Genomic DNA, 24,169 nt, shown 5'->3' on the forward strand with positions numbered 1-24,169 from the left:
TGGGGGGTGGGGGGTGTGTGCAAGCGTGTTCTCCAGTCCATGGGGCGAGGCTCAAGTCGGTGGCTGATTATCGGGCAACGCAGCGCTGTTGCAAGTGTCGGTGATGTCACAGTGCTTGCATGGGTGGTCATGAGGCCGGGAAGGCGGGGGCAGAGGGATTTTTTTCATGAATGCTGCGTGAGTAAGAAGTCGACGCAGGTATTCTTGCAAAGCCCTTTTTGAATGGAATCGAACCATGTCCGCCTCCCTTGTACGTCCACTGCGGGCCAGTGGCCTGCTGCTCGCTGTCCTGGCCTGTGCCACCGCGACCCAGGCCAGCAGCTTCGACTGCGCCAAGGCCGCCAGTGCCAGTGAGAAGGCCATCTGCGCCGACCCCTATACCGCCGGGCTGGACAGCCGGCTGGGCAAGGCCTGGACGGCGACCCTGGCCGAGGCCAAGGACCCCAAGGCGCTGCGCCTGGGCCAGCGTGAATGGCTCAAGCAGCGCGACCAGTGCCAGGCCGACCTGGGCTGTCTGCGCAGCCAATACCTGAGCCGGCTGACGGTGCTGCGCTATGTGAACATCCCGTTCAGCTGGCAGGGCACCTGGCAGCGGGTCTCGGTCAGCCCGTTCTATGGCGGTGAGCTGGTGATCCGGCGCAGCGGCGAAGATCGTCTGAGCTTCGACCTGTCGGCCATGGGCGGCGCCAATTCCGGTGCGCTGGCGGGCAAGCTGCAGCTCAAGGACGGTGAAGCCCGCTACGGCGTCGAGGGCTGCAAGCTGCGCTTCACCCCGCGCAACGGCCTGTTGCAGGTGACCCAGGAGGGCGATGCCTATGCCTGCGGCGCCGGTTCGGGGGTGTATTACGACGGGCTCTATGTGGCCTCCCGGCAAATCCTGGAGAACCCGTACGATTTGCTGTCCACCGCGCTGGTGCGCACTGAGGAGGAAGATCTGCGCGCCCGCAAGCTGCTGCAACAGGATTACCAGACCCTGCTCGACAGCGGCTCGGCGTTCTCCCAGGACACCTCGGCCGAGCTTCCGGGCGCCGAGGTCACCGATATGTGGCTGCAGGGGCTGGCTAGCACCCATGCGGCGATTTTCGTGCGCGGTGCCAAGGGTGAGTTGTGGGTCGCGCTGCTGGCAGTGGTGGGCCCCGCCGATGAAGTGCGGGTGCGCTACTACACCACCGAGCCTGCGTGGAAGCAGCGCCTGCCGGACGTGGTACAGCGCTGGTACGAGGCGCGCAGCCAGGGCCAGCAACTGCCGCTGGACAGGATGCCCTGAAGCACAGGCCGGCCGGACTTCATCATCTGTTGATGAACGTGGCCGCAGAAATTTCGCCGGGTGGATGCACAAGCCGGCCGGTGCAACTGCTAGAGTCTCGGCCCGGGCCGCCTGGATATCGCCCCGAGGGTGCCGGCACAGGGACGCCAGGCCTTGGCCTGCCGGGCAAATTCCATCAGTTGGTGACGCGAAGCCATTGTGAGCGTCTACGACCTTAGCAAGTGACACTGCCGCCGCCGTTACCGGCGCCTGGCACATTGAAATTGGGAGATTGTAAATGGTCATCAAACCCCGCGTTCGCGGCTTTATCTGTGTGACGACCCATCCGGTGGGTTGCGAAGCCAACGTCAAGCAGCAGATCGATTACGTCACCCAGCAGGGCGCCATCGACGCAGGGCCGAAGAACGTGCTGGTCCTCGGCGCATCCACCGGTTACGGCCTGGCCGCGCGGATCACCGCCGCCTTCGGTTGCGGCGCCAACACCCTGGGGGTGTTCTTCGAGCGCGGCAGCGTTGACGGCAAGCTGGGCACCGCCGGCTGGTACAACACCGCGGCGTTCCACAAGTTCGCCGAAGAAAAGGGCCTGTACGCCAAGAGCATCAACGGTGACGCCTTCTCCGACGCGGTCAAGGCCGAGACCATCGAAACCATCAAGCGCGACCTGGGCAAGATCGACCTGGTGGTCTACAGCCTGGCGGCGCCGCGTCGCACCCACCCCAAGACCGGTGAAGTGCTGAGTTCGACCCTCAAGCCCCTGGGCAAGTCCGTGACCCTGCGCGGTGTCGACACCGACAAGGAAATCGTCAAGGAAACCACCCTGCAGCCGGCGACCCAGGAAGAGATCGACGGCACCGTGGCGGTGATGGGCGGCGAAGACTGGCAGATGTGGATCGACGCCCTGCACGACGCCGGTGTCCTGGCCGAAGGTGCGAAAACCACCGCCTTTACCTACCTGGGCGAGAAGCTGACCCACGACATCTACTGGAACGGTTCGATTGGCGAAGCCAAGAAGGACCTGGACCAGAAAGTCATCGGCATGCGCCAGCAACTGGCCGACCTGGGCGGCGACGCTCGGGTGTCGGTGCTCAAGGCCGTGGTCACCCAGGCCAGCTCGGCGATCCCGATCATGCCGCTGTACCTGTCGCTGCTGTTCAAGGTGATGAAGGAGCAGGGCAGCCACGAAGGTTGCATCGAGCAGGTCTATGGCCTGTACAAGGACAGCCTGTACAACAGCGAGCCGGTGATCGACCAGGAAGGCCGCCTGCGTGCCGACTACAAGGAACTGCAACCCGAAGTCCAGGATCGGGTCAAGCAGCTGTGGGACCAGGTCACCAGCGAGAACCTCTACGAAATGACCGATTTCGTCGGTTACAAGCAAGAGTTCCTGCGCCTGTTCGGTTTCGAGATCGAAGGGGTCGACTACGAAGCCGATGTCGATCCGGACGTGAAGATCAGCAACCTGATCCAGCTGTAATCCGCGTCTAGCGTCAGCCAGCGCCCCTCCTTCGTGAGGGGCGTTGTCGTTTCTGCCCCCGTATTTCATCGAGGAGCCGGCTTGCCGGTGCACGTCTTGTGCGGGTCTTGGCGACGCCTTCGCTGGCAAGCCAGCTCCCAGGGTGGTGGTGCAATTGCGCAAGATTGTTCAAGCCAGGGGGCGCCGGCAGATGGCACAGTCAGCGTCCGTTATCTGTGTGCAGGGTGTCATGTCCAGCGTTCTCTTACCTCGTGCCGCCTTTATCCGCGGCGCCATCGCCATCATGCCGCTGTCCCTGGCCACCGCGCCTTGGGGGCTGCTGGCCGGTTCCATGGCCATCGAAGCCAATCTCACGCCGCTGCAGGGCCAGGGCTTGTCGAGCATCGTCTTTGCCGGCGCCGCGCAACTGGTGGCCATCGGCATGCTCAAGGGCGGGGCAGGGATCTTCTCGATCCTGCTGACCACCTTGCTGCTCACGTCCCAGCACTTGCTCTACGGCATGAGCCTGCGCTCGGTGATCTCGCCCTTGCCCGGGCGCTGGCGGGTGGGCCTGGGCTTTCTGCTCACCGATGAGCTGTTCGCCTTGACCAGCGCCCATGACAAGCAGCAGTTCGACCGCTGGTACGCCCTGGGCGTGGGCCTGACCTTTTATGTGGCCTGGAACCTGTTCACCCTGCTGGGCATCGTGCTGGGCAAGAGCATTCCGGGCCTGGAGCACCTGGGCCTGGACTTTTCCATCGCCGCCACCTTCATCGCCCTGATCACGCCGCTGGTGCGCAATGTGCCCACCGTGGTCTGTGTCGCAGTGTCGCTGCTGTGCTCGGTGCTGTTCAGCTACTGGCAGTGGGGCTCGGCGCTGGTACTGGCGGGCCTGGCGGGGATGGCTTCGGGTTTTGTCTGCAACAAACTGTATCGGGGGCAAGCATGATGGTCTGGGCAGTCATCTTCGGCATGGGCCTGTTGGTCTTTCTCAATCGCTACGTGTTTCTCGAACCGCGCCTGCCGCTGCGCCTGAGCAGCAATGCCCGGCAGTTCCTCGGCTTTGCGGTGCCGGGCATGCTCACCGCCATCTGCGGGCCGATCGTGTTCATGCCCGATCACCAGTTGAACCTGCACTGGGACAATCCCTACCTGCTGAGCTCGCTGGTGGCCATTGCGCTGGTGATCTACACCCGCAACACCCTGGTCAGCATGTTGCTGAGCATGGGGTTCTTTTTCTTTCTGCGCTGGTGGCTCTGAGGGCCATTTGCGCTAGCCTGTGCCGTTTTCGGCGCAGGCCGACCTTTAAACCGCAACGGATGCATCGGATGAGCGACTTCCCCCACGATATCGACCTGGACGCGTTCTGGGACCGGGCCACCCACTGCAAGATCAACCAGGCACCAGCCAGCGCCGCCATGATCGCCGAGCTGCAAGCCGAGCTGGGCTATCGCCTGCCGCCGTCCTATGTGGCGTTCATGAATCGCTACAACGGCGGGCGCCCGCACCTGTGCTGTTTCCCCACCGAACAAGGCACCTCCTGGGCTGAGGACCACTGCGCGATCGACAGCTTCCTGAGCATTGGCCGCGACGCCGCCTATTCGTTGGGCGGCAGCCTGGGCAGTCGTTTCAAAATCGAGAAATGGGGTTACCCGGACCTCGGGGTGTACATCTGCAATTGCCCGTCTGCCGGGCACGACATGGTGGCCCTGGACTACCGCGAATGCGGCCCCGAGGGCGAGCCGCGGGTGGTGCACGTGGATCAGGAACGCGACTATGCAGTGACCGTGCTGGCGCCGAATTTCGAGGCCTTTATCCGCGCTCTGGTGTCCCCCGAGGTCTACGACACCTCGGAGCAGGATTACCTGGACGATCTGGACAAGGTCGCCAGCGCGCCGTTCTCAGCGCTGCTGGAGGAGTTGCTCGAACAGTTCCACGAAGTGCCCGACCTGGGGCCGCTGATCCGCCAGATCGCCTTGCGCATCGTCCATGAAAAACGCTACTTCGCGCTGCACGCCGATCCGCTGTCGCAACTGCTGTATGACCTGCTGTTCTGGCTGTACCGCAACTGCTATCCGGTCAACGACAAAGAGTCGTACCTGCAGGTCTACTGCGACATGATCGCCTTCGCCAAGGGCTTCGGCACCGGTGGCTATGCCCCGGACTTCATCCACGACTGGTTTCGGGCACGGCTGGCCGGCGGCCAAATGCGCCAGGCGGCGGGCGGGTTGGTCTTGACGCCAGCCTATCGCGCGCAGTTGCTGGAACAACTCTCGGGGTTTCGCCCCCTCAGCCCAGACTCTCAGGAGCAGCCATGAGCGAGGCATCGATTCGCATCACCGCCGAACGGACCCTTTCTGATAATTGGTACGTGCTGAAGAAGTACAGCTTCGAGCTGCGTCGCCGCGACGGCAGTTGGCAGGCCCAGGACCGTGAGGTCTATGACCGGGGCAATGGCGCGACCATCCTGCTGTACAACCTCAAGCGGCGCACGGTGCTGCTGACCCGGCAGTTCCGCATGCCGGCCTTCGTCAACGACCACCACGGCTACCTGATCGAGACCGCTGCCGGCCTGCTGGACAACGCCAGCCCGGAGGTGCGCATCCGTCAGGAAGCACAGGAGGAAACCGGTTGCCGGGTAGGCGAGGTGCAGAAGGTTTTCGAAGCCTTCATGAGCCCGGGTTCGGTGACCGAGCGGGTGCATTTCTTCATCGGTCATTACCAGGCCGAGGACCGCATCGATGAAGGCGGCGGACTGGAGCACGAAGGCGAGGACATCGAGGTCCTGGAGCTGGACATCGACCAGGCCCTGGGCATGATCGACAGCGGCGAAATCATCGACGGCAAGACCATCATGCTCCTGCAATACCTGCAGTTGCATGTGCTCAAGCCGCGCAGCCTGATGGTGCTGGTGGCCGGCCCGTACCGCTCTGGCAGCGGCGACGATCCGGCGGTGCTGGCACGCAATGTCGCGGCCATGGAGCAGTGCGCCGCCCAGGTGCTGGCGGCCGGGCATTTTCCGGTGCTGGGGGAGTGGGTGGCGTTGCCCATGACCCGGTTGGCGGGGTCCCTGGCGGTGGGCGATGAGATCTACAACACGCAGTTCCACGCCTATGCCGAACGCCTGCTGGAGCGCTGTGATGCCGTGCTGCGCATCGGCGCGGCCTCGGCGGGCTGCGACGCCATGGTGCGGGTCGCCGAGCGCCTGGGCCTGAGTGTCTATCACCGGGTTGAGCAATTGCCGGCTGTGACGCCGGGCGCGCTCCGGGCTGATTCCGACCGCTGATCCCGACGACTGATTCAGTGCAGCGCGGGGGCGGATCGATCGCCTGCGCTGGCCGTCAGCGCCTGCACCCCACCTTTCAAGAACCCCCTCAGCACAGCCGCAGCCTTCGTGCACCCGGCATTTCCAGGCCCCGCGGGAAAATACTGTCTATCGTCAATAGGCAAGCGCGAGCTTCGTCAAGGACTGTGTGGGGCAGGGCCTCAGCGGTCAGTTTGTCGCCATGGCGCCTGGAGCATTATGGAAAACCTCGGTCAGGACCCATCTCAAGGACGCAGCACCTCCAATCAGGCGCTGACTCGTGCCACCTTGCTGGGGTGCTCGGGGCTGCTGCTGGCGCTGTTCCTCTTCACCGGCGTGCTGCTGGTGTACATCGCCCTCGACCAGAACCTTTCCGCCGAACAGCACAATCGCCTGGATATCGAAAAGGCCCTGCAGTCTCTGGACAGCAATGCCCGCACCACGCTCAAGGACTATGCCCTGTGGGGTGACGCCTACCAGCACCTGCACCTGCGGGTCGACCTCGACTGGGCCTACACCCGGCAGAACTTCGGTCCGACCCTGTACTACGATCTGGGTTTTGACGGCGTGTTCGTGATCGGTCCGGCAGGCCGCACCGTGTATTCCCTGGTGGCTGGGCGATTGGCGTCGATGGATGCCCGGGACTGGCTGGGGGAACAGTTGGCGCCCCTGGTGGAGGAGGTACGTTCGCAAGCCGGCGGCAAGGCCATCAGCCGTTACCATGCCATCGCCGGGACCCCGGCGCTGGTGGTGGCCGACCTGTTGAACCCAGGCAACGACCCGCAAGTGCGTGCCGACAGCGGGCCTCAGTCGGTGCTGATTTTCGTTGCGCGCCTGGAACCGTCGCGATTGTTGGCGCTGGGGCAGGGACTGGGCATCGAACAGTTGCAGGTGGCCGGCCCCGTGCCGGCCGCCGCACTGCCGTCCCTGACCCTGCCCGACGGCGCCGGAGTCCTGCAATGGCAACCGACCCGCCCCGGGCATCAGTTGCTGGTACTGGTGATGCCGTTGCTGCTGTTGGCGGGCCTGCTGGCGGGCATCATGGCCGGCTTCCTGTTGCGCCGGGCCGGCGCGGCGGCTCGGGTCATGGACGATCAGGTCCAGGCCCTGCGGGTCAGTCGTAGCGCCTTGCTGGCCAGTGAAGAACGCTTTCGCGACGTCGCCGAAGCAGCGTCCGACTGGATCTGGGAAGTGGACCGGCACTTGTGTTTTACCTACCTGTCCGAGCGTTTCGAGGTGGTCACCGGACTCTCTCGGGAGTCCGCGCTGGGGCGGCCGATGAACGAGCTGCTGAGCTCCGAGCAGGGGTCGCTGCTCAACTGGCTGGCGGCCCCGGAGCGGCGCTCCCAGGCGATCCTGCAATGCGCTTACCTGGATGGCCACCGGCAGCCGCGGATCTGCCGCCTTTCGGTGCGAGCCATGGCCGCCGGTGGTTATCGGGGCACCGCCAGCGACATTACCGAGGAGGTCGCCGCAAGGCGGCGGATCGAGTACCTGTCCCAGCACGATGCCCTCACCGGACTGGCCAACCGTACGCGCATGCAGGAGTTTCTCGAAGGCAAGCTGTTGGCCCTGCCGACCCTGCAGGAGCCCTTGTTGATGCTCAGCGTCGACCTCGATCGCTTCAAGCCGGTGAACGATCTGCTGGGGCATGCGGCGGGCGACCAGGTGCTGCATGAGGTGTCCCAGCGTCTGGCCCAATGCCTGCGGGGCGAGGATCTGGTGGCCCGGGTCGGGGGCGACGAGTTTGTCCTGGTGGTCCCGGGGCAGGTTGCCCAGCCCGAGATCGAAGGCCTGTGCCGGCGCCTGATCGAGCGGATCGAAGAGCCTTTCTACATTGCCGAGCATGAAGTCTTCATCAGTGCCAGCATCGGCATTGCCCGGGCGCCGGTGGATGCCAGCCTGGCGGAGGAGCTGCTGCGTTTTGCCGACATCGCCCTGTATGAGGCCAAGGCGGCGGGGCGCAGTACCTGGCGGTTCTATGCCAGCGACATGAATGTGCGGATCATCGAACGCCGCGGCCTGGAGCGCGACCTGCGCCACGCCATCGAGCAGGATCAGTTGCTGCTGCAGTTCCAGCCACGCTATCGGCTGGCGGACGGACAGCTGGTGGGCGCCGAGGCGGTGGTGCGCTGGCAGCATCCCCAGCGTGGGCTGCTGGGGCCCGAGGTGTTCTCACCGATCGCCGAGGACACCGGGCTGATCCTGCCCTTGAGCAATTGGGTGCTGCACGCCGCCTGCCGCGCGGCCCGGGCCTGGCCCGAACGCCTGCTGCTGGCGGTCAACCTGTCGGCCGCCGAGTTCCAGCGCGGGCAACTGGTGGCCAGGATCAGGACCGTCCTGGGCCAGAGCGGGCTGGCGCCCTCGCGGCTGGTGCTGGAAATGACCGACAAGGCGCTGCTGGACGACGGTCGCCAAGTGCTGGAGATCATGCAGGGGCTCAAGGCCCTTGGGGTGCAACTGCTGATGGACGATTTCGGCAGCGGCTACTCGGCGCTGCAGTACCTGCGGACCTTTCCCCTGGACGGCCTGAAGATCGACAGCAGCCTGGTGGCGGGACTGGGCGGCAATCAGGCCGGGCATTCGATTGTCCAGGCCATCGTCGACCTGGGGCATGCCTTGAGTCTGACAGTGATTGCCGAAGGTGTGGAAAGCCCGGAGCAGTACCAGGCGCTGCAGGACATTCAGTGCGATCAGGCCCAGGGGCCGCACCTGAGTCCGCCTCTGGACAGCGACGCCTGGGTGAGGCTGTGCACCGAGCTGTCCCAGGCCAGCCGCTCTACCACTTAAGGCGGGCCTTGCAGCACTCGCTGGCCGTTGTGCCACGCTCGCAATCAGCGCCAGGGACGGGGAGGGCGCGCCCGGTTCAGGCCGGGTCCGGACGATGGGGGCCCTGGCGGATCGGCAGTTCCACCCGAAAGGTGCTGCCCACCCCCAACTGGCTGCGGACGCTGATTTGCCCGCCGTGTTTCTTGACGATCCCGTAGGACAGCGACAGGCCCAGCCCTGTGCCCTGGCCCACCGGCTTGGTGGTGAAAAAGGGGTCGAAGATCTTCTGCAGGTGCTGCTCGTCGATGCCGCAGCCACTGTCGCTGACTTCCAGCCAGACCCGCTCGCCTGCCACGCCGTTGCTCAGGGTGATGGTGCCGCGCTCGGGGCCTATGGCCTGGGCGGCATTGATCACCAGGTTCATCACCACCTGATTGAGCTGGGAGGGCAGGCACTCGATCTCTGGCAGCGGCTGGTAGTGCTTGATCAGGTCGGCCTTGTACTTGAGTTCGCTGGCGACGATGTTCAGGGTCGAGTCGATGCCCTGCTGCAGGTCCGCCATTTGCCAATGCTGGTCGCTGTCGACCCGGGAGAAATTCTTCAGGTCCCTGACGATCTGCTCGACCCGGCCGATGCCGTCCTTGGACTCCTTGATCAGCAACGGGATGTCCTCCTGGAGAAAGTCCAGGTCGATGCTTTCGCGCAGGCTTTGCAGGCGCTTGCGCAGCTCCGGCGCGGCGATGGCCTCTTCACTCTGGCGATAGGCCGTGAGCAGCTGGCTGATCTGTTCCAGGTAGCCCGCCAGGCTGCCGAGATTGGAGGCGACGAAGCCGATGGGGTTGTTGATCTCGTGGGCGACCCCGGCCGCCAGTTGCCCGAGGGAGGCCAGTTTCTCCGATTGCACCAGCTGGTTTTCCAGTTGCTTGCGCTCGTCGATTTCCTGTTGCAGGGCCGCGCCGGCCTGTCTCAGGTCCTCGGTGCGCTGCTCCACCAGATCTTCGAGATGGTGCATCTGCAGCAGGGCACGGGCGGTCATCTCCCATTTGCTGGTGAGAGTGCTGGCCATCTGCTGGACTTCGATGTTGTCGAAGGGCTTCTTCAGGATCAGCAGGCGGTTGTGGGCGTGCAGTCGCTCCAGCAGGTCCTCCCAGGAGTAGTCGGAATAGGCAGTGCACACCACCACCTGCAGGCGCGGGTCCTCTTGCCAGAGGCGCTCGATGGTCTGGGCTCCGTCCCAGCCCTGGGGCATGCGCATGTCGACGAAGGCCAGGGCATAGGGGCGCTGCTGCTCCAGGGCCTGGCAGACCTTGTTCAAGCCTTCCTGGCCGCCGTAGGCCGAGTCCAGTTCAAAGGGCTGTTGCCGGGGCTTGGCCTGGGCGCCGAACAACTGCGCTTCCAGGTCGTCCAGGCTGTTGGCGTCCGCCGCAGGCGGGGTGAGGATTTTGCGAAAGTCGTCGTGGATCGACGGGGTGTCGTCGATCAGCAGAATTCGCCGGTTGCTCAGATCGTCCATCAGTGGCCCTCAACGCTGATCAGCGGTATGTCCAGGGTAAAGGTCGCTCCCAGCCCCGGCCCGTCACTGTGCACGCTGAGCTGCCCGTCCATTTCCATGGCGGCCAGGGCGCAACTGTGCAGGCCGAAGCCGTGTCCTTCCTTGCGGGTGGTGAAACCGTGGGCAAAGATTCGCGTCAGGTTCTCGGCGGCAATGCCTTCGCCGCGGTCGCGGACTTGAATGCGCAAGGTCCGGTTGTCGATCACATGGGCACTCAGGGTCAGGGTCCGGGAGTGTTCGTCGAGATCGGACATGGCGTACTTGGCGTTGCTGATCAGGTTGATCAGGATCAGCAGCAGGCGGTGCTTGTCGCCCAGGACCGGTGGCACCTGGGTGTAGTCCTTGAGCACCGTGACCTGATGCCGGGCCAGGGCGCCGGAGTTCATGCGCAAGGCGTCATCGATCAGTTCGCCGACCTGCAACGGCTCGATCAGCCGCGAGGCCCCGGCGTAGGACTGCTGGGTGGCGACGATTTCCTTGATGTGGTCGACGCTGCGCCCAAGCTGGGCCAGTTCGCCGCTCATGCCCTGTTGCTCGCTGGCAATGGCTTGCACCAGTTGGTTGAGGTAGCCGGGGAGCAGCTTGCCTTTTTCGTCCTCACTGAAAAAATGCCCCAGATCGTGTTGATGCTGATTGATCAGTTCCATCGCCTTGCCCAGGCCCTGAGCCTTGCTGGAGCGTAGGGTGCGGCTGAGCATCTCGCTGGAGATGTTCACGCTGTTGAGCACGTTGCCGACGTTGTGCAGGACATTGGTGGCGATTTCCGCCATGCCGGCCTGGCGCGCGGCGTCCAGCAACTCGCTCTGGGCCTCCTTGAGTTCCCGGGTGCGTTCCTCGACCCGCTGCTCCAGGTGTTCGTTGGCGCTCTGCAGGGCGGTGTTGACCCGACGGATGACGGCAAAGCTGCTGATCAGGCGGATCGCCAGATAGAGGATCAACAGCACCAGCAGCACCGAGAATGCCAGCAGATACTGGTGGGACTTCTGGTCCTGCAGGTCGGCCTGGAGCTGGTCGTTGTTGAGCAGGCGGGTGATGTCGTCCAGGCGTTCGGCCACCGGGACCGAGGTGAGCCGCTCCAGCAGTTCATTGACCACCGGCTGCTCGCGCAGGACCACGGCGACGTGCTTGCTGAGGATGTCCACCGGTTCGTGCATGGCGGTGGGCAGGCGTTCCTTGTTGACCGTCAGTTTGTTCAGCCCTACCAGGATGTCCGCGGCTTTGTCGCTGCTGGAGATCTGGGCGAACTCCAGGCTGCTGAGCAGCAGGTCGTAGGTGTCGATGGCAAAATTCTGCAGCGCCAGTCGCTGCTGATCATCGAGGTCGGCGAGCCGGCGCTGGATGTCGTCCTCGGCGTAGGGCAGGAATGCCAGTGAGTTGCGCAGCACCGCGTTGTGGGATTTGAACCGTTCCACCAGGCCGGCTTTTTCCTGGAAGGCATTGAGGAACGCCTGGTGACTGGCCTGCCAGGCCGCCGGGGCGCTGTGACCCTGTTGCGAGAGCTGATCCAAGCGCTGCCACAGCTGGTTGATCTGCTGCACCGGCTGCACCAGCGGATCGTAGTCGTGGGTAATGGCGATGCGCGCCTTGAGCACTTCGGTTTCCCATTGGGCGTTCAATTGCTTGATCTGGCCGATCAGGTCCCGGGACAGGGCGAAGTTCGGGGATTGGCCGATCATGGTCTTGAAGTAGAGCAACGCCAGCGCCAGGACCAGGCCCAGGGCCACCAGGGTCAGGAGCATGGAGGGCCAGCGGCGGCGCAACTTCATAGCGGCTTGCCCTGCCATTGCCCGGTGAGGGTCTGGAGAAACTTGACGATCAGGCGGGTGTCCTGGGGGTTGGGGGTACGGCCCAACTGGTACTTGAACATCACCTCCACGGCCTGTTCCAGGGTCGTGGCCGAGCCGTCGTGGAAGTAGGGGGCGGTGACCGCCACATTGCGCAGGCTGGGGACCTTGAACACGTTGCGGTCCTGCTCGTCGCCGGTGATCAGGAAACGCCCCAGATCGGCGTCGGTGGGGTTGCCCCGGTCGGCAAAGTAGTCATTCATCACGCCGAACTTCTGGAACATGTTGCCGCCGATATTGACCCCTTGATGGCAGGCGATGCAGCCGTAGTCCTTGAACCGCTGGTAGCCGTACTTCTCCTCCCGGCTGAGGATCTCGGTGTTGCCTTGCAGGTACTGGTCGAAGCGCGAGCCGGCACTGAGCAGCGTCCGTTCATAACTGGCCAGGGCGTCCTGCACGTTGGCCGCGGTGATGGCGTCCGGGTACAGCGCGCCGAAGGCCTGGCGGTAGCTGGCGTCGTCATTCAGGGTGCGCAGCAGGTTGGGCCAGTTGTTGCCCATCTCGGTGGGGCTTTGCACCACGTTGTCGATCTGCGCCTGGAGGGTCTCGACGCGACCGTCCCAGAACTGGCGAAAGTTCAGCGCAGCGTTGAACACGCTGGGGGTGTTGACCTGGGAAAGCTGGCCCTTGATGCCCAGGGACTTGACCTGCGCGTCGGCCCCACCCTGGTCCAGCCGATGACAGCTGGCGCAAGAGAGGCTGTTGTCCAGGGACAGGCGCGGCTCGTTGAACAGCCGGCGGCCCAGCTCCACCCGCTGGGGATCGAGGGCGGGTACTGCGGGCAGGGGCTTGAGCGGTTCGTCCAGCGGTGCCGGGAAGGCCGGCGGGGCGACAGCGGCCATCGCCCAGAGCAGCAGGCCGATGAGGCTGTGCGAGCGGCGTCGGCGTTGCCTGGGCTGCTGTTCAGCGATCATGGTCGACTACCTGCTGCTGGGACGCCTGGGCCCGCAGCAGGCGGGCAAAACTGTCGGCCGGCAGGGCCTTGCTGAAGTAAAAGCCCTGGCCTTCCTCGCAGCCCTGTTGCTTGAGGAACGCCAGTTGCTCCTGGGTTTCCACCCCTTCGGCGATGATGCTCAGGTTCAGGCTGCGCCCCAGTTGGATAATCGCGCTGACCAGGGCGGCGTCCTTGGGCTCGTGACTCAGGCCATGGATGAAGGACTGGTCGATCTTCAGCACGTCCACCGGGAACTTGCGCAGGTAGCTGAGGCTGGAGTAGCCGGTGCCGAAATCGTCTACCGCCAGGCGCACCCCCAGGGCCTTGATGGCTTGCAGGGTGGCGAGGGTGGCTTCGACGTTCTGCATCAGTACCCCTTCGGTGATTTCCAGTTCCAGCAGGGTCGGGTCCAGGGCACTGTCCCGCAGTGCGTGCTGCAACTGCTGGAGCAGCTGCGGTTGCCTGAAGTCGTTGGCCGAGAGGTTGACCGACAGGCGGATCGGCGCCAGTCCCGCCTGCTGCCAGGCACGGGACTGGCGGGTAGCTTCGCCCACGACCCACTGACTGATCCGGTTGATCAGGCCACTGTCCTCGGCCACTGGAATGAACTGGGCGGGGCTGATCCAGCCCTGTTGCGGGCTGAACCAGCGAATCAGCGCCTCGGCGCCCACCACCTGGCCCGAGGCCAGGTGGATCTTGGGCTGGTAATGCAAACTCAACTCCTGGCGCTCCAGGGCCTGGCGGATGCCCGATTCCAGGTGTTGGCGTTCCCGGGCGCGGTGGGTCATGTCCTCGGTAAAGAAACCGTAGCCCCCCGGTGCCTGCTCCTTGCTGTTGCGCATGGCCATCTCGGCCTTCTTGATCAGGCTCAGGGCATCCTGGCCATCCTCGGGGTAGAGGCTGATCCCCAGGCTGGCGGTGACCCGTAGGTCGTGCCCGGCCACATCGTGGGGCTGGCTCACCGTCGCCAGGAGCTTTTCGGCGACGCTACGAACCTGGGGCGGCGGCTCCTGATCATGGAGCAGCACCACGAATTCGTCGGAGCCGTAGCGGAACACCGAGTCCGACTCGCGCATGCCGTGCTGCAGGCTGTGGGCGATCCTCTTGAGCAACTCGTCGCCTGCCGGGTAGCCCAGGGCATTGTTGATCCGCTTGAAACGGTCCAGCCCGAGGAACATCACCGCCAGCTGTTGCCCATAACGCCGGGCCCGGGCCATGGCCTGGCCCAGGCGATCGCCGAGCAAGGCGCTGGAGGGCAACCCGGTGAGGGTATCGTAGTGCAGCAGGTGGGAGACCTTGAGCAGCTCCGCGACCCGTTCCTCGATGGTGCGCTGCAGATCGTCGAGCTTGTGCCGCGCATCCTGGGTCATCTGCCACTTCCAGGTCAGGGCACTGGCCATCTGGCGGATTTCCAGGCTGTCGAAGGGCTTTTTCAGGATCAGCAACTGGTCGCCAAAGGCCAGGCGCTCGGCCATGGTTTCCCAGGAATAGTCCGAATAGGCGGTACACAGCGCGATCTGCAGATCCGGGTCGACCTTCCACAATTGCTCGATGGTTTCCAGGCCGTCCCAGCCCGGCGGCATGCGCATGTCGATGAAGGCCATGGCATAGGGCGTGTCACGGGCCAGGGCCGACTCGACCATGGCCAGGGCCTCGCGACCCTGGAACGCCGAATCCAGGCTGAACACCTGGAGCGGGCGGGGGCTGACGCTGCCGAACAACTGGTCTTCGACCTGGCTCAGGGCCAGGTTCTGCGAGGGCATGAGGATTTTGTGGAAGTCCTCATGAATGGAGAGGCTGTCATCCACAATCAGCACCCGTCGGTTGACTCGCGCAGATGGCGGCGTATCCGAGGGGTCTTGCGAATTTGTCTGTGCGTCGCAGCCAGTGTTCATTGACTTTCCCTAGCGTCCTGAGCGTGCGTCCAACGCTGTGAGCATAGTCACTGGAACATGCACCGTGAGAGGATTTTTTGGCGGATATTCCCGGGTGAACATCAAAAAAATAGCTAGGATTGTCTGGGCTGTAGCGCCGCTGGGCGCTGGCCGGGCGGCACTGTCCGGGGAACGAGATGCAGGACAGGGGGACTCACCATGGAAGCGTTGCCGCCCACCGAACCAGGACAGCGTCCAAGCCTGTTGCTGGTGGATGACGAAGAATCGATCCTCAACAGCCTGCGGCGCCTGCTACGCAGCCAGCCCTATGAAGTGCTGCTGGCCGACAGCGGTGCCAGGGCCCTGGAAATCCTGGCCCAGCGTCCCGTTGACCTGGTGATGAGCGATGCGCGCATGCCCGACATGGACGGCGCCACCCTGCTGGCCCGGGTGCGCGAGGGCTACCCGGCCACCCGCAGGATTCTGCTCACCGGCTACGCCGATCTGAGCACCATCGTCAAGGCCGTCAACGAAGGGCAGATCCACCAGTACCTGAGCAAACCCTGGAACGACGAAGAGCTGCTGCTGATCCTGCGCCAGACCCTGGAATACCAGCACGCCGAGCGCGAGCTCAAGCGCCTGCAGCAACTGGTGCTGGAGCAGAACCGCCAGCTCAAGGTGAGCAACGCCGAACTGGAAAAGCGCGTGGCGTCCCGGACCGCCGAGCTGCAACAGACCGCCGACATGCTGGACCTGGCCTATGAAGAGCTCAAGCACAGCTATGTGACCGGCACCGAGGTGTTCTCGCTGCTGGCCAACCTGCGCCTGCCGGCGGACAAGCAGACCAACCGCAAGATCATCGAACTGGTGCGCGCCTGCTGTGCAAGCTATGGCCTGGACGAAACCGCCAGCCGTGACCTGACCATGGCCGCCGCCTTGTACAACATCGGCAAGCTGAGCTGGAGCGATGCCATGCTGGCCGCTCCGGCGGAGCTGTTGCGGCACGCCGATCAGGAGCGCTATCGGGCCTATCCCTCCCAGAGCGAGTCGCTGCTGATGACGCTGGAGCCGATGCAGGATGCGGCGCGGCTGATCCTCCATCATCAGGAACGCTGGGATGGCAGCGGCTTTCCCCAGCATCTGCGGGGCGAGGCGATTCCCTGGGGTGCCCGGCTGCTGAAGCTGGTGGTGGATTTCATCGAGTTGCAGTGCGGGTTGATTCTGGAGCGGCGCATGAATAGCGACGAGGCTTTGCTGTTCATTCGCAAGTACGCCGGCCGTCTGTATGACCCGAACATGGTGGAAGGCTTTGTTCGGGTCTGTGCGGCCTACCTCAATGACGTGACCGTCGATGATCCGACGGTCCGGGTGCTGGGCACCCGTGATCTGCAGGCGGGGATGGTCCTGCGGCGCAACCTCAATGCCGACAACGGCATGCTGCTGCTCAATGCCGGCAAGGTGATCAGCGAGCCGCTGGTGCAGAAGCTGATCGCCTTTGAGGCCATGGAAGGGGGGCACTACAGCATTTTTGTCAGCGTGCCTGAAGCCCCAGGGCCGTCTCTGGACATCGGGCACTGATCGCCGCTCTTGATCTGTGCCCGGTTGTTCCGTCATCTTTCGCACCGCGCGCCGCCCCAGGCCCTGGCGCAGTGTCCCGCTGGCGCCTCGGCCGACGTTCGCTCGGCGTTCGTCGCGCCTGACCGGCTTTACCGGGGCACGGCGCGGCGAATGTCATGTTCCTGCAACCCCGGCATGCCAAGAAAGTGAAGCTGTGTGCCTGCCGCAGTAACCCGATGGCGGGGCCAGGACGATCCGATTTCCCTAGGAGAGGTAACGATGAGAAAGTTTTTTGCCCTGATGGCGGCCCTGGTGCTGACCCTGGGGATGGTGGGCATCAGCGACGCACGTCAGCCCAAACAGCAGCGCGAGTCGGTGGCGGGGGCTTTTGACTACTACCTGCTGGCTTTGTCCTGGTCACCGACCTTTTGCCTGATGCATCCGGAGAACGAACAGTGCTCGGGCAAGGGCTATGGCTTTGTCCTCCACGGCCTGTGGCCGCAATACGCCAAGGGCGGCTGGCCCCAGTCCTGCCCACCCTTGACCCCGCTGACGCAGGAGGAGCGGGCCAAGGGCCTGACCCTGTTTCCCACCGCCAAACTGATGAACCACGAATGGACCAAGCACGGCACCTGCAGTGGCCTGGGGGGCATGGGGTACCTGGATGCGACGGACAAGGCCCTGGCGACGGTGCAGATACCGCAAGCGCTGCAGCCTTCGACCGCGGTGCGTTACTTTGAAGCCACGCAGATTGCCCAGCAGTTTCGCCAGAGCAACCCGGGGATCGCCGAAAACGGCATCGCCATTCTCTGCAGCGGCCCCGAGCTTTCCGAAGTCCGGGTCTGCCTGACCAAGGACCTGGACTTTGGCCCGTGCGGCAAAGGCGTGAAAAACCAGTGCCGCGCCGGCCAGATCCGTATCCCGCCGATCCGCTGAAAGCGTGCGCGCACCGCCCCGATCGGCGCCGACGGGGCATCGAGATTGTCGTGCCCCGGCTGCCGTAGAGCCGGCTTGCCGGCGAAGAGGTCCTCGAACCTTGCACCGGGCTTGAGGACGCTTTCGCTGGCACGCCAGCTCCTACGGGCCACAGGCACGTCAATTCCGATGTTCCGTATCAGGGCAGGTCGGCCAACAGGTTCTGCAGGTGTACGGCGGTGGCGGCGCTGCAATCGTGCATCGGTGCCCGCAGGTGTGGCTCGATCAGTCCCTGATGGGCCAGCAAGGCTTTCACGGGGGCCGGGTTGGGCTCGGCGAACAGCGCCTGAATCAGCGGCACCAGTTGCCGGAAGGTGGTCCGCGCCGCATCCAGCTGCTGGTCGCGGACCTGGCGCTGCAACTGCACGAACAACTCCGGACGAATGTGCGCCGCCGCCGCAATGGCTCCGCTAGCCCCCAGGCACAGGGCGCTGAACAGTTGCAGGTCCTCGCCGCACAGCACCTCTACCGCGCCGCTGGCCAGCAGCGCCAGGGTCTTGTCCAGGTTGCCGCCACAGTCCTTGACGGCGGCAATCCGCGGATGACGCACGATGTTGAGCAGGGTGTCCTTGTCCAGGTTGACCCCGGTGCGATAGGGAATGTCGTAGACGATCAGCGGCACGCTGGAGGCATCGGCGACGCTGTGGAAGAAGCTTTCCAGGGCCGCCTGGGAGGGGCGGATGTAATAGGGCGCAGGCACCAGTAGGGCCGCCACCGGGCGCTTGAGGATTTCCGTTTGCAGGTTCAGCAGCGATTTCAGGTTGTTGCCTGCCAGGCCCATGATGACTCGCCCGGCGGGGGCCTGTTCGAGCACGGCGTCGAGTACCGCCAGTTGTTCGTCCTTGTCCAGGGCCGCGGCTTCGCCGGTGGTGCCGCAGACCACCAGCCCGGCCACGCCGCTTTCCAGCAGATGGGCGCTCAGGCGCCGCAGGGCGGCAAAGTCGATGGCGCCATTGTGAAAGGGCGTGACGATGGGGACCCAGATTCCTTGAAACGATGACATGCGTGTTCTCCTGATGGTTGACCGTCGGGTCGTCGTCAGAAGAGTAGAAGGGCGTTAAGCAGGGGGCGGGTGTCCGTAGCGCTTGATGTCCTGTCAGCTCATCTGACGGGACACAGCGCCCCGGTCACATGAGCGACTGTTTCTTCGATTTAGAGTTGCAAGCCACCCAGGCTCCGGCCTTGGCCAGCAGGCCAATGGCGCGAGAATCGAGGGTAAGGGCTTGGGACATGGCTGAGGCAGACTCTGAAATCAGGCGCACAGTTTTAAAAGCCGGCGCGGGGTTTGTCAATCCTCGGACAGGGCTCGGTTGATTGGCCGCTGCCACGCCGGGTCAAGGCGGGTTCTCCCCTGGTCACAAAGTCTTGACGGCGCGGCCGATGAACTGCACGGGGCCGGTAGGCCTGCCCACCGCCGAGCCTTGGCGATCTTCCAGGGTCAGCTCGAACAATTGATTGGTTTGCAGGGGTGGCAGGTGATCAAGCGGCACACGCAACGGCTGGCCGGGCTTGACCAGCCCAAGAGACACCGGGCCCTTCCAGTCGTCGGCCTTGGTCCAGAACTCCAGGGCCTTGTCCGCCGGAACCTCGATGCTGCCCAGTGGAATCAACTGCAACTCCCGGGTGTCATTGGCTTGCACCACCCAGCCGGGTGATTTGTCCTGAGGGGCTACCAGCACCACCAGGTAACTGGGAGGGGCATCGGGGCGCAGCATCAGCAGGCTGGCCAACAGGACACTGGCGGCCAGGCCGGCAGCGGCCAATCCGCGCCACAGCGCCAGAGGGTTGAAGCGCCTGGCGCTATTTGCGGCCGAGACCGGCTCCGGTTCAGCCAGTTGCTCCAGGCTGCGTTCTATACGCCGCCAAAGCCAGGGCGACGGCGTGACGGGATCGGCCAAAGCGGTGAGGGGATGCAGGCGCTGTTCCCAGCTTTGCACGGCGCTGCGCAGGGCGGGGTCATGGGGCAGGCGCTGTTCGAGCAGGCGCCGTTGTTCGGCGTCCAGGGTGCCCAGGACATATTCACTGGCCAGGGTCTGGAGCGTGGGATCGCTGTCGTCCCGTGGACCGATGTTCATCCCAGGCACTCCCGTAAGGCACTGAGACTGCGCTTGATCCAGGCTTTGACCGTCCCCAGCGGGGTGGTCATTCTGGCGGCAATCTCCATGTGTGAATAGCCGTCCAGATAGGCCAGCAGGAGACACTCGCGGCGCTGTGAGGGCAGTTGCCCCAGGCAATGCTGGAGACGTCCGGCATCAGCCAGCGCGGTGACCGCCTCTGTGTTCATGGCCAGCCCGTCAAGGGTGTCCGGGTGGTCTGCATAAGGTTCTTCAATAGGCACCTCACGGCCATGGCGGCGCAGGAAATTCAGCGCCAGATGCCGGGTGATGCTGAACATCCAGCCGCGGGCACTGCCTCGTTCCGGGTCGAAACTGCTTGCGCCTTGCCAGATTCGGATAAAGGCGTCGTGCAGGATGTCTTCGGCCAGGGCCGTGTCGCGTACCAGGCGTTTGGCGACGCCGAGCAAGCGCGGCCCTTCCTCGTGATAAAGGGCTTCCAGAGCCTGGCGCTCACCTCGGGCACAAGCGGCGATGCAGCCTGCGTGGTCAAACAGGGGTTCGGGTAGAGACAAGGGCATTTACCTGCGACAGATGACAGCCACCGCCACCCAAGCGGTGCAGTGGCTGTCAGCAGCGTAGACCAGTTGCCTATGCCTGGCCTTGCATCTTGGGCGGCGAATCAGCGGGCCGCCCAGAAGATGTAGTCCGCCTGGTACTTCACTGTTTCACGGGTGCCCTTGTTAGCGGCGGTGCACGCGCTGCTGGGGGCCACGCCACCCTTGAGGGCCACTCGCTGAATGTAACTGACGCCGCTCATCAGCCCCTTGCCTTCGGCCGGATTGGCCTTGACCAGTTGATAGGGCAGGTTGCCGGCGCTGGACGGCGCCACGGCGACCTGGGTCCCGGTGATCTTCGAACCGTCCTTGGCCTGCCAGGTGGCTGGTGGGCCGAAGTAGTCACCCAGCACTTTGCCGCTGCGATCGCTGAGCACCGCCTTGGGGCCGACGAAGACCCATTCGGTCTCGCCCGGTGCATTGGCCTTGTCCCGGCACTCGTAGGTGATTTCACCGGTGCCCACGGTTTCCAGGGCAACTTTGTGGCCCTCTGGCACCTTGATGCTGTCGGGCAATGCGCTCTGCGCCTGGGCCACAGGCAGGGCGCCCAGGCAGGCGATGGTCAAGGTTGCGCTGAGGCAGAGAAGACGTTGTTTGGCGTGCATGGTGGCTCTCCATTGGGGATCGGTTCGGCAGTTTTCAGGACTGCTATGGGTACTACCCCTGAGCGACGTATCTGGATGCAGCGCCGAGAAAAAATAGTCAGCGCAGCGGCATATCATCCGCTGCGGGTCATCCGGTGATCCTGGGCGTTGAGCCGGTACAGCAGGCTCGGTGGCTGCCCGGGAAAGTCCTCCAGCTCGCCGTCCAGCGTCATCCCCAGGCGTTCCAGGGCCCGCCTGGACGGCAGGTTGTCGGGCCGCACCAAGCCGGTGACCCGGGGCGCCAGCAGTTCGCCGAAGGCCAGTTGCAGGGCCGCCTGGGCCATCTCGTTGGCGAAACCCTGGCCCCAGGCTTGGGGGGTGAAGCGAAAGTACAGGTTCAGCCCGGCCTCCTGCCCGAAGTGCGCCCGCATGAGCCCGCCAAAGCCGATGATCTGTTGCGGAGCGTCCAGCCGGGCGATGGCCCAGTAGCCAAAGCCGTACTGCTGCCAATGGGCAATCCAGCTGTGCAGCCGGTCGCTGGTGGCTTCGGCGCTGTCGGGGCCGCTGGGGTTGAAGCGGTGGGTCTGCGGGTCGCCGTGGATGGCGCAGGCCTGCGGCAGGTCGGCCAGGGTCGGTGGACGTAACAGCAGGCGTGTGGTGCGGGTGGTGGACGACAACATGGGCGAGGCTCTTTGCTTCAGATGAGATGGAGCGCCGGGTGGCAGGTGGTGGTCAGGCCTGTGCGGGTGGTCCCGGAGAAGGTAGGTGATCGCCCCGGACTTTGCCATTGTCGTCAGGGCGCGGTGCCGGAAGCCGCGAGCAGGGCCCAGCCTGCGCAACGAACCGCTTGCCGCCGCTGTGGCGTCAGCCTGGCCAACGGTAGAGGCTGGCGGGATAGCCCTGGGCGATGATCGGTGTCGGGGTTTGCCCCGGCAGCATGGCCTGCCAGAAATCCCGGGCGGGCAGGTTGGCGCTGAAGTGCATCACCTGCCAGGGCCCCTTGTAGTGCTCGAACAGTTGTTGCGTCACCTGCCGGCCGACGCCCAGGCGGCGCAGCCGTCGGGCGATGAACAGGTAGCCGAGGTTGTACCGCGCATCGCTGTCGCAGCGTTGCTGGTCGACGACGGCAAAGCCGGTCAGCTCCCCCGCCACCAGGATCAGCCAGGGATGGGTGGCCGGGTGGCGCCAGTAATCGTCCAGGGCCTGGATGGCGTACAGCCCCTGGGCTGCGAATTTGAGTGGCAGCCACTGACTGAGCTCATAGAGATAGAACTGCATGAGGTTTTCCAGGCAGGGCCAGTCGTCGCGAGCGGCCGGGCGCAGTTCAAGATGGTCCATCAAGGGCGACTCCAGCCCCGATCGGTCCGAGGCACAACGGGTGGTGGTGAAAAATGGGGGGGGGGTTAAAGGGAATCTGCCACTGATCAATGCGCGCGGGAAGGCTTTGACGAGTTTGTTTTCCATGTGCGGAAGATGGAGTTTGCAGCGGCGCTGAGTATTTTGGAAATAATGCTTCTCAATAATTAGAAAGCTAGCTTCCTATGTTTAGGCGAATGTTGATGTAAGTCATAAAAGTCTTTAATTCGGCTCGTTCAAGTGGGATTGCTTGATGAAGTTTTCACACCCTGATTAAGGCTCGAATCTAGACTTAAGTCGACTGGATCGATAGTGGCCATTTGCAATAATTGACTTGGCTCTGGAAAGTTCTGCGGGTAAGCAGAGGATGTCTTCAGGTCATCGCAGGATGCGGAAGTTGTTGTTTGATAGTGAATAGCAATTGAATACTTTCCTGCGAGGCATTTCAGAATGAGAAACAATCTTCCTGTGACCCAGCGCGAGCTGGTGTTTCCCGCCGAACAGCGGCTGATTTCCGCCACCGATGTTCACGGCAAGATCACTTACTGCAATGACGAGTTTGTCGCGGTCAGCGGTTTCAGCCGCGAAGAACTGATCGGCAGCCCGCACAATATCGTGCGCCATCCGGACATGCCCGAAGCGGTGTTCGCGCACATGTGGTCCTACCTCAAGGACGGCAAGAGCTGGATGGGCATCGTCAAGAACCGCAGCAGCAACGGTGACCACTACTGGGTCAACGCCTACGTCACGCCGATCTTCAGCAAGGGCGTGATTGCCGGCTACGAGTCGGTGCGGGTCAAGCCCGAGCGCGAACAGGTGGAACGCGCCGGCGCACTGTATCAACGCATGCGTAGCGACAACCTGGCCTTGCCCTGGAGCTACCGGGTGGCCAGGGTTTGCGGCTTTGCCTTGCCGCCGCTGCTGGCCCTCGCGGCTACGGCCGGGGCCTATTGGCTGGGTGGCCCCTGGGCGGCACTGGGGGCGGCGGTTCCCGGTTATTTCGCGGTACAGGGGTATGCCTTCTATCGCGCGCGGCAGATGTTGCAACGCATCAGCTCGGTGTCCCTGGGCAGTTTCGACAGCGAGCTGATCGCGCGCACCTACACCGACGAACACGGCCCGGTGGCCCAGTTGCAGATGATCCTGATCAGCGAATCGGCGAAAATCCGCACCGCCCTCAGCCGGCTTGGCGACTATGCCAACCAGGCGGCGTCCCTGGCGTCCACCAGCCAGAGTCTGTCCAAGCAGGCGGAAACCGCCCTGGGCAAGCAGCGCGATGAAGCGGACATGGCGGCCACTGCAATGAACCAGATGGCCTCGTCGATTTCCGAGGTGTCGGTGCATATCCACGACACCGCCTCGGCCGCCGATCAGGTCAACAACCTGACCCAGGTGGGCTCCGAAGAAGCCCAGAAAACCCGGGTGGTGATCGAGAAGCTGGCGGACACCGTGGATGCGGTCAGCCAGTCCGTGGAGGGCCTGGCCGCGGAAACCCAGTCGATCCAGCAGGCGGCCAACATGATCCGTTCCATTGCCGAGCAGACCAATCTGCTGGCCCTCAACGCGGCGATCGAGGCCGCCCGGGCCGGTGAGCAGGGCCGCGGTTTCGCGGTGGTGGCCGACGAGGTCCGGGCCCTGGCCTCCAAGACCCAGGAGTCGACCCAGAGCATCCAGCGCATCATCGTCACCCTGCAGGAAGTGGCCACCCAGGCGGTGGAAGTGGCGCGCCAGGGCAGTGTCGAAGCGCGTTCCGGCGTAGCCCAGGTGATCAGCACCCAGGAAGCCCTGAATGGCATCAACTCGGCGGTGGAACGCATTCACCAGATGAGTCAGCAAATGGCCGCCGCCTCGGAGCAGCAGGCCCATGTCGCTGAGGAAATCTCCGAGCAGATCACCAAGATTGCCCGGGTTTCGGATCAGAACGCCGAGATTGCCGTGCATTCGTCCACCGTGGGCGGCGATCTGGAGTCCACCGCTCACGAACTGAACGCCTTGGTGACCCGTTTCAATAGTTGAACGGCAATGGCCG

The 24,169-nt window shown here is 64.1% G+C and carries 20 protein-coding genes; 10 read left to right on the forward strand and 10 right to left on the reverse strand.

The window, feature by feature from the left end; all coding sequences use genetic code 11:
- Window positions 1–235 precede the first annotated feature (235 nt).
- The 7 genes from J5M73_RS29725 (at window position 236) to J5M73_RS29755 (ending at window position 8,814) form a co-directional block, all read left to right on the forward strand.
- The gene (locus tag J5M73_RS29725) at window positions 236–1,267 is read left to right on the forward strand and encodes a lysozyme inhibitor LprI family protein (RefSeq protein WP_102864551.1); all 1,032 of its coding nucleotides are present in this window, start codon (window positions 236–238) and stop codon (window positions 1,265–1,267) included.
- Between the two features lie 277 nt (window positions 1,268–1,544).
- The gene (gene fabV / locus J5M73_RS29730; protein WP_102864552.1) at window positions 1,545–2,741 is read left to right on the forward strand and encodes an enoyl-ACP reductase FabV; all 1,197 of its coding nucleotides are present in this window, start codon (window positions 1,545–1,547) and stop codon (window positions 2,739–2,741) included.
- A 229-nt stretch (window positions 2,742–2,970) separates the two neighbouring features.
- On the forward strand, window positions 2,971–3,669 hold the full coding sequence (locus tag J5M73_RS29735) for an AzlC family ABC transporter permease (protein ID WP_102864553.1): 699 nt from the start codon (window positions 2,971–2,973) through the stop codon (window positions 3,667–3,669).
- Complete coding sequence (locus tag J5M73_RS29740) at window positions 3,669–3,980, forward strand: AzlD domain-containing protein (RefSeq protein ID WP_162884178.1); 312 nt, start codon at window positions 3,669–3,671, stop codon at window positions 3,978–3,980. The genes J5M73_RS29735 and J5M73_RS29740 overlap by 1 nt, the downstream gene beginning before the upstream one ends.
- A 68-nt stretch (window positions 3,981–4,048) precedes the next feature.
- Complete coding sequence (locus tag J5M73_RS29745; RefSeq protein WP_102864555.1) at window positions 4,049–5,038, forward strand: SMI1/KNR4 family protein; 990 nt, start codon at window positions 4,049–4,051, stop codon at window positions 5,036–5,038.
- A complete protein-coding gene (gene nudK, locus J5M73_RS29750; RefSeq protein WP_102864556.1) occupies window positions 5,035–6,006 on the forward strand; it encodes a GDP-mannose pyrophosphatase NudK in 972 nt (323 codons plus the stop codon). Before J5M73_RS29745 ends, nudK begins: the two co-directional genes overlap by 4 nt.
- 237 nt (window positions 6,007–6,243) lie before the next feature.
- Window positions 6,244–8,814, forward strand: a complete 2,571-nt coding sequence (locus tag J5M73_RS29755) for an EAL domain-containing protein (RefSeq protein ID WP_102864557.1) — start codon at window positions 6,244–6,246, stop codon at window positions 8,812–8,814.
- A gap of 76 nt (window positions 8,815–8,890) precedes the next feature.
- Here J5M73_RS29755 and J5M73_RS29760 read toward each other — a convergent pair whose 3' ends face one another.
- The 4 genes from J5M73_RS29760 to J5M73_RS29775 are packed head-to-tail and all read right to left on the reverse strand — an operon-like array spanning window position 8,891 to window position 15,018.
- Window positions 8,891–10,306 (reverse strand): ATP-binding protein, encoded by a 1,416-nt coding sequence (locus J5M73_RS29760; RefSeq protein WP_102864558.1) that lies wholly within the window; start codon window positions 10,304–10,306, stop codon window positions 8,891–8,893.
- Window positions 10,306–12,111, reverse strand: a complete 1,806-nt coding sequence (locus tag J5M73_RS29765; RefSeq protein WP_102864559.1) for a DAHL domain-containing protein — start codon at window positions 12,109–12,111, stop codon at window positions 10,306–10,308. The genes J5M73_RS29760 and J5M73_RS29765 overlap by 1 nt, the downstream gene beginning before the upstream one ends.
- Entirely contained in the window at window positions 12,108–13,100 is a 993-nt protein-coding gene (locus tag J5M73_RS29770) for a cytochrome c peroxidase (RefSeq protein WP_102864600.1), read from the reverse strand. Before J5M73_RS29770 ends, J5M73_RS29765 begins: the two co-directional genes overlap by 4 nt.
- On the reverse strand, window positions 13,093–15,018 hold the full coding sequence (locus J5M73_RS29775; RefSeq protein WP_102864560.1) for a GGDEF and EAL domain-containing protein: 1,926 nt from the start codon (window positions 15,016–15,018) through the stop codon (window positions 13,093–13,095). Before J5M73_RS29775 ends, J5M73_RS29770 begins: the two co-directional genes overlap by 8 nt.
- A 198-nt stretch (window positions 15,019–15,216) precedes the next feature.
- Between J5M73_RS29775 and J5M73_RS29780 the strand changes: the two genes are divergently transcribed.
- Both J5M73_RS29780 and J5M73_RS29785 read left to right on the forward strand, forming a co-directional pair.
- Window positions 15,217–16,575, forward strand: a complete 1,359-nt coding sequence (locus J5M73_RS29780; RefSeq protein ID WP_102864561.1) for an HD domain-containing phosphohydrolase — start codon at window positions 15,217–15,219, stop codon at window positions 16,573–16,575.
- Window positions 16,576–16,833: 258 nt separating this feature from the next.
- Complete coding sequence (locus J5M73_RS29785) at window positions 16,834–17,490, forward strand: ribonuclease T2 (protein ID WP_102864562.1); 657 nt, start codon at window positions 16,834–16,836, stop codon at window positions 17,488–17,490.
- A gap of 178 nt (window positions 17,491–17,668) precedes the next feature.
- Here the strand turns inward: J5M73_RS29785 and dapA are convergent, their stop codons facing one another.
- The 6 genes from dapA to J5M73_RS29815 form a co-directional block, all read right to left on the reverse strand.
- On the reverse strand, window positions 17,669–18,532 hold the full coding sequence (dapA, locus tag J5M73_RS29790) for a 4-hydroxy-tetrahydrodipicolinate synthase (protein WP_102864563.1): 864 nt from the start codon (window positions 18,530–18,532) through the stop codon (window positions 17,669–17,671).
- A gap of 352 nt (window positions 18,533–18,884) precedes the next feature.
- Window positions 18,885–19,604, reverse strand: a complete 720-nt coding sequence (locus tag J5M73_RS29795) for an anti-sigma factor (protein ID WP_102864564.1) — start codon at window positions 19,602–19,604, stop codon at window positions 18,885–18,887.
- Window positions 19,601–20,164, reverse strand: a complete 564-nt coding sequence (locus J5M73_RS29800; protein ID WP_102864565.1) for a sigma-70 family RNA polymerase sigma factor — start codon at window positions 20,162–20,164, stop codon at window positions 19,601–19,603. The genes J5M73_RS29795 and J5M73_RS29800 overlap by 4 nt, the downstream gene beginning before the upstream one ends.
- A gap of 101 nt (window positions 20,165–20,265) precedes the next feature.
- Window positions 20,266–20,805, reverse strand: coding sequence for a DUF3455 domain-containing protein (locus tag J5M73_RS29805; protein WP_102864566.1), 540 nt, complete (start codon window positions 20,803–20,805; stop codon window positions 20,266–20,268).
- A gap of 113 nt (window positions 20,806–20,918) precedes the next feature.
- A complete protein-coding gene (locus J5M73_RS29810) occupies window positions 20,919–21,464 on the reverse strand; it encodes a GNAT family N-acetyltransferase (protein ID WP_102864567.1) in 546 nt (181 codons plus the stop codon).
- Between the two features lie 184 nt (window positions 21,465–21,648).
- Window positions 21,649–22,122 (reverse strand): GNAT family N-acetyltransferase, encoded by a 474-nt coding sequence (locus J5M73_RS29815; RefSeq protein ID WP_102864568.1) that lies wholly within the window; start codon window positions 22,120–22,122, stop codon window positions 21,649–21,651.
- Between the two features lie 468 nt (window positions 22,123–22,590).
- Between J5M73_RS29815 and J5M73_RS29820 the strand changes: the two genes are divergently transcribed.
- Window positions 22,591–24,156 carry a PAS domain-containing methyl-accepting chemotaxis protein gene (locus J5M73_RS29820; protein WP_102864569.1) on the forward strand — a complete coding sequence of 522 codons (1,566 nt, stop codon included), beginning with the start codon at window positions 22,591–22,593 and terminating at the stop codon, window positions 24,154–24,156.
- Window positions 24,157–24,169: the final 13 nt, after the last annotated feature.

The organism is Pseudomonas sp. 50_B, assembly GCF_017491625.1.
GTDB classification, from domain to species: Bacteria; Pseudomonadota; Gammaproteobacteria; order Pseudomonadales; family Pseudomonadaceae; genus Aquipseudomonas; species Aquipseudomonas danubii.